The sequence below is a fragment of the Clostridium senegalense JC122 genome, from assembly GCF_000285575.1.
Classification (GTDB): Bacteria; Bacillota; Clostridia; order Clostridiales; family Clostridiaceae; genus Clostridium_J; species Clostridium_J senegalense.
This window is the reverse complement of sequence record NZ_HE611054.1, coordinates 284,588-288,628: the sequence shown is the minus strand read 5'-3', so window position 1 is coordinate 288,628 and position 4,041 is coordinate 284,588. Positions and strand designations below refer to the sequence as shown.

The following is a 4,041-nucleotide window of genomic DNA, read 5'->3' as shown; positions in this document are numbered from 1 at the left end:
TAAATCCAGAATGTGAAATGTATCTTTTAGATTCATTAAATAAAAGAATAAACTTCTTAAATGAAGTTGTTAACCAATTAGGATTAGAAAATGTTAATACTATGCATGGAAGAGCTGAAGATTATGCTAAGGACCCAAACTATAGAGAAGGGTTTGATGCTGTAGTTTCAAGAGCTGTAGCTAATCTTACAGTGTTAAGTGAATTTTGCATACCTTATTTAAAAGTTGGAGGATATTTTGTTGCATTAAAGGGACCAGCTATTGATGAGGAATTAACAGATGCTAAAAAGGCTATTTCAATATTAGGCGGAAGAGTTGAACGTATAGAGAATGTTGATATTGAAGGTAGCGACCTTAAACATAACTTAGTTGTAATAAAGAAAATTAAAGAAACACCTAAAAAATATCCTAGAAAAGCAGGAATGGTAACAAAAAATCCATTAAAATAATGTAAAATTATGGTATAATATATATGTGAGGACTAGATTAAAGAAAAATATAAAGGGATGGGTTTATTTATGGAAAAAAATGTAATAAACGTTTCTACAGAGTTAATAATGCCTAATAAATATCAACCAAGACAAGTTTTTAATGAAGAGGCAATAGAAGAATTAGCTCAATCAATAAAAACTTATGGCATAATACAACCTCTTACTGTAAGGAAAAGTTTTAATGATACATATGAGCTAATAGCTGGAGAAAGAAGACTAAGAGCAGCTAAACATGCAGGGCTTTTGGAAGTTCCAGTTATAATTGTTGAAATAAACGATAAAGAGTCAGCAGCAATAGCTCTTTTAGAGAACTTACAAAGAGAAGACTTAAATTTTTTCGAAGAGGCAGTAGCATATTATAATTTGATACAAGAACATGAATATACTCAGGATCAATTAGCTAAAGCAATAGGAAAAAAGCAATCAACTATAGCTAATAAATTAAGAATACTAAAATTAGATAAAGAATTAATTGATTTAATAATAGAAAACAAGTTAACAGAAAGACATGCAAGAGCATTGTTAAAACTTCCAACACTTGAATTACAAAAATCAGTTATTAATGAAGTAATAAATAAAGGGTTAAATGTAAGTAAAACAGAACAATTGATAGATAGAGAACTATTAAGAATATCGCATCAAGAAATAGCTGCAGATGGAAAGAAAAGAATTAAAGGTGTATTTAATTCAAAAATATATGTTAATACAATAAAACAAGTTTTTGATAAATATGGCATAAAGGCTAATTATAGATCAAAAGAACTAGATGATAGTATTCAAGTTACTATAACTATAAAGAAAAAATAATGTTTCACGTGAAACAAAGACTTATTGGAAATCAATAAGTCTTTTTATTATAAATAAGTGTAAAAATATGAAAATTAGTATCAAAAAGTGTAATTGTTAACTTATATATAGACAATAATAGGATAAAATATATTTTAAATGATAAAAATTTCAAATAGGACTTTAATTGATAAATATATCAATATATAATTAGGTATATATAACAAATTAAATTTATTATTTAATTAAATATGGAAAATAAAAATTTAAAATTATATAAGTTAGAAGTTAAATTTAATCTAGATAACTAGTTTGTTTTTAGGGGAAATGATAAATAGTTTATCTAACATAATAACAGAATAATTCTAATTTGAAATTTTAAATAATAATGTAGGGTTCTAAAATAAATTTTGAGTTTATAAATTTATCAAGTAAGAAAATTTAAGATTAATACCATACTAATATTTGATAAGTAATTTAAGGTTAAGATTTTTTCCCTATATAAAAGTTAAAATATTATTGATTAGATAATCTAATATAATAAAAGAATGGGGGATTTTATGATGAAAACTATATGTGTTTTTAATCAGAAAGGTGGAGTTGGAAAAACAACTATAAACATAAACTTATGTTCATGTTTGGCTATGCAAGGGTATAAAATATTGGCTATAGACATTGACCCTCAAGGGAACACAACTAGTGGACTAGGAATTGATAAAAGCAAAATAGAATTTTCAACTTATGATGTTTTAACTACAGATATAAAAATAGAAGAGGCTATAAAAAAAATTGATTTAGTAGAAAATTTTTATATAGTCCCATCCAACGTTACTTTAGCCGGTGCTGAAGTAGAACTTATAGATAAAAAAAATAGGGAATTTATATTAAAAAATAAATTAAAAGCTTTAGAAGATAAATTTGATTATGTATTTATAGATTGTCCTCCTTCACTAGGAATGTTAACTATAAATGCGCTTACTGCATCTAATAGTGTTTTAATTCCTATTCAGTGTGAATTTTATGCACTTGAAGGTGTAGGTCAGCTTATAAACACTTATGACTTAATAAAAAAATCTTTAAATAAAGATATAGAAATTGAAGGTGTAATCTTAAGTATGTACGATGCCAGAACGAAATTAGGAAATGAAGTTGTTTCAGAAGTTAAGAATTTTTTTAAAAACTCTGTTTATAATACTGCTATACCAAGAAATATTAGGTTAGCAGAATCACCTAGTTTTGGCCTTCCTATAATTTTATATGATGATAAATGTAAGGGAGCAGATGCTTTTTATAATTTATCTAAAGAATTTTTAGAAAGACAGAGGAGGGAATAAAAAAATGGCAAAAAAAATGGCTTTAGGTAAAGGGCTAAGTGCTCTGATTCCAGACCAAATTGTAGAAGAAAAAACAATTGAAGAATCTGTAGTTAAAATATCTATGAATTTAATAAAACCAGATAAAAATCAGCCGAGAAAAGCCTTTGACGACCAAAAGATTTTAGAGTTATCAGAGTCTATAAGGCAGCATGGAGTAATTCAACCAATAATATTAAGAAAAGAAAATGAAACATATATTATAGTAGCAGGGGAAAGAAGATGGAGAGCTGCTAAGCAAGTTGGAATGAAAGATATTCCAGCAGTAATAAAAGATTTAACAGATGAGCAGGTTTTAGAAATATCCCTTATAGAAAATATTGTTAGAGAGGATTTAAATCCAATAGAAGAAGCTATAGCTTATAAAAAACTTATGAGCGATTTTAGATTAACACAAGAAGATATAAGTAAGAAAATTTGTAAATCTAGAAGTGCTATAGCTAATTGTTTAAGATTATTAAATCTAGATAATAGAGTTCAGCAATATATAATTGAAGGTGTATTGTCAGAAGGTCATGGTAGAGCTGTATTGGCCATAACTGACAATGATGTTCAATATGAAGTTTCTCAAAAAGTTATAGATAATGAACTAAATGTTAGGGAAACAGAAACATTAATAAAAGAATTACTAAAAAATAAAGAAGAAAATACTTCTGAAAAGAAAAAAGAAAAGAATCCTTATTACAAGGATATTGAAAAAAAATTAGAAGATTATTTTGATACCAAAGTAAATATAAGCCATAAGAGTAAAAATAAAGGAAAAATAGAAATAGAGTATTATTCGGAGGATGAGCTTCAAAGAATAATAGAACTATTCAGTTTATAATGTTTCACATGAAACAATTTTAAAGAAAGGAAGAAAACTATGACTCAAATATTTAACATCATAAACCAATATAGTGCATATATTACTATAGCACTTTTGGTTGTGCTAGCAGTATTCTTTATTGTATTAATAGTAACATTATCAAGTCTAAATCGTTTAGAAAAAAAATACAGACGTTTGATGAGAGGTTCTAATAATAAGAACTTAGAAGAGTTAATATTAAAATATTTAGACACTATTGATGAAGTTAAAAATAACAATAATGAAATCAAAGAAATTTGTAAAAACACACAGGCTTTAACAAACAATTGTATTCAAAAGTTTTCAATTATTAGATATAAGGCTTTTGAAGATGTAGGCAGTGACTTAAGTTATTCAATTGCACTTTTAGATGCAAATAATGATGGAGTATTATTAACAAGTATATATGGTAGAAATGAAAGTACTACATATGCAAAGCCTATAGATAAAGGTATATCAAGATATGATTTATCAGAAGAAGAAGAAAGAGCTTTACACGAAGCAATTAATAAATAATAAAAAACAAAATGTTTCACGTGAAACA

At 26.1% G+C, this 4,041-nt stretch carries 5 protein-coding genes; all 5 read left to right on the top strand.

Annotation, left to right across the window (positions count from 1 at the left end; all coding sequences use genetic code 11):
• The coding region (locus CSGHG_RS21270; protein ID WP_010298313.1) for a 16S rRNA (guanine(527)-N(7))-methyltransferase RsmG at window positions 1-449 on the top strand (449 nt) is incomplete at its 5' end.
• Window positions 450-518: 69 nt separating this feature from the next.
• On the top strand, window positions 519-1,298 hold the full coding sequence (gene noc, locus CSGHG_RS17340) for a nucleoid occlusion protein (RefSeq protein ID WP_010298310.1): 780 nt from the start codon (window positions 519-521) through the stop codon (window positions 1,296-1,298).
• Window positions 1,299-1,840: 542 nt separating this feature from the next.
• The gene (locus CSGHG_RS17335; protein WP_010298305.1) at window positions 1,841-2,611 is read left to right on the top strand and encodes a ParA family protein; all 771 of its coding nucleotides are present in this window, start codon (window positions 1,841-1,843) and stop codon (window positions 2,609-2,611) included.
• Between the two features lie 4 nt (window positions 2,612-2,615).
• A complete protein-coding gene (locus tag CSGHG_RS17330; RefSeq protein WP_010298301.1) occupies window positions 2,616-3,476 on the top strand; it encodes a ParB/RepB/Spo0J family partition protein in 861 nt (286 codons plus the stop codon).
• A gap of 39 nt (window positions 3,477-3,515) precedes the next feature.
• The gene (locus CSGHG_RS17325) at window positions 3,516-4,013 is read left to right on the top strand and encodes a DUF4446 family protein (RefSeq protein WP_010298297.1); all 498 of its coding nucleotides are present in this window, start codon (window positions 3,516-3,518) and stop codon (window positions 4,011-4,013) included.
• Window positions 4,014-4,041 lie beyond the last annotated feature (28 nt).

Bases quoted from the DNA above. Each gene is read 5' to 3' on its own strand.
- noc (WP_010298310.1), top strand. From the start codon at position 519: ATGGAAAAAAATGTAATAAACGTTTCTACAGAGTTAATAATGCCTAAT.
- CSGHG_RS17325 (WP_010298297.1), top strand. From the start codon at position 3,516: ATGACTCAAATATTTAACATCATAAACCAATATAGTGCATATATTACT.
- CSGHG_RS17330 (WP_010298301.1), top strand. From the start codon at position 2,616: ATGGCAAAAAAAATGGCTTTAGGTAAAGGGCTAAGTGCTCTGATTCCA.
- CSGHG_RS17335 (WP_010298305.1), top strand. From the start codon at position 1,841: ATGAAAACTATATGTGTTTTTAATCAGAAAGGTGGAGTTGGAAAAACA.